Annotated in this window: 1 pseudogene; it reads left to right on the top strand. The window is 78.0% G+C overall.

What is annotated here, in order from left to right:
- Positions 1–25: 25 nt before the first annotated feature.
- Positions 26–277 (top strand): annotated as a pseudogene (locus Y887_RS17425) (hypothetical protein); the annotation flags it as partial.

Below are 277 nucleotides of genomic sequence, written 5' to 3'. Positions count from 1 at the left end.
CGTTCGGGCACGGGGGCCCGGTGTGATGGACAGCCATTGCCGCGTGGGGGCGGGCGGCCCGGCCCCGCCAACCCGGTGCGCCCCGCCGACGGCGCAGGACCCCGCCCTGGCCGCGCGGCTGGGTAACGCGCGCCTGCACACGCTGTACGACCAGGCGACCTGGAGCGAAGGCCCGGTGTGGTGGGAGGCGCAGCCGCAGGCCTGGGCGGCGCAGCTGCGGCGCTACCGCGCTGCGGAGTCCACCCGGCTGGTGTGGCGCGACGTGCTGGGTCTGGAC

Origin of the sequence: Xanthomonas pisi DSM 18956, assembly GCF_001010415.1 — a bacterium.
Lineage (GTDB): Bacteria > Pseudomonadota > Gammaproteobacteria > Xanthomonadales > Xanthomonadaceae > Xanthomonas > Xanthomonas pisi.
This window is presented reverse-complemented; position numbering and strand designations above follow the sequence as displayed.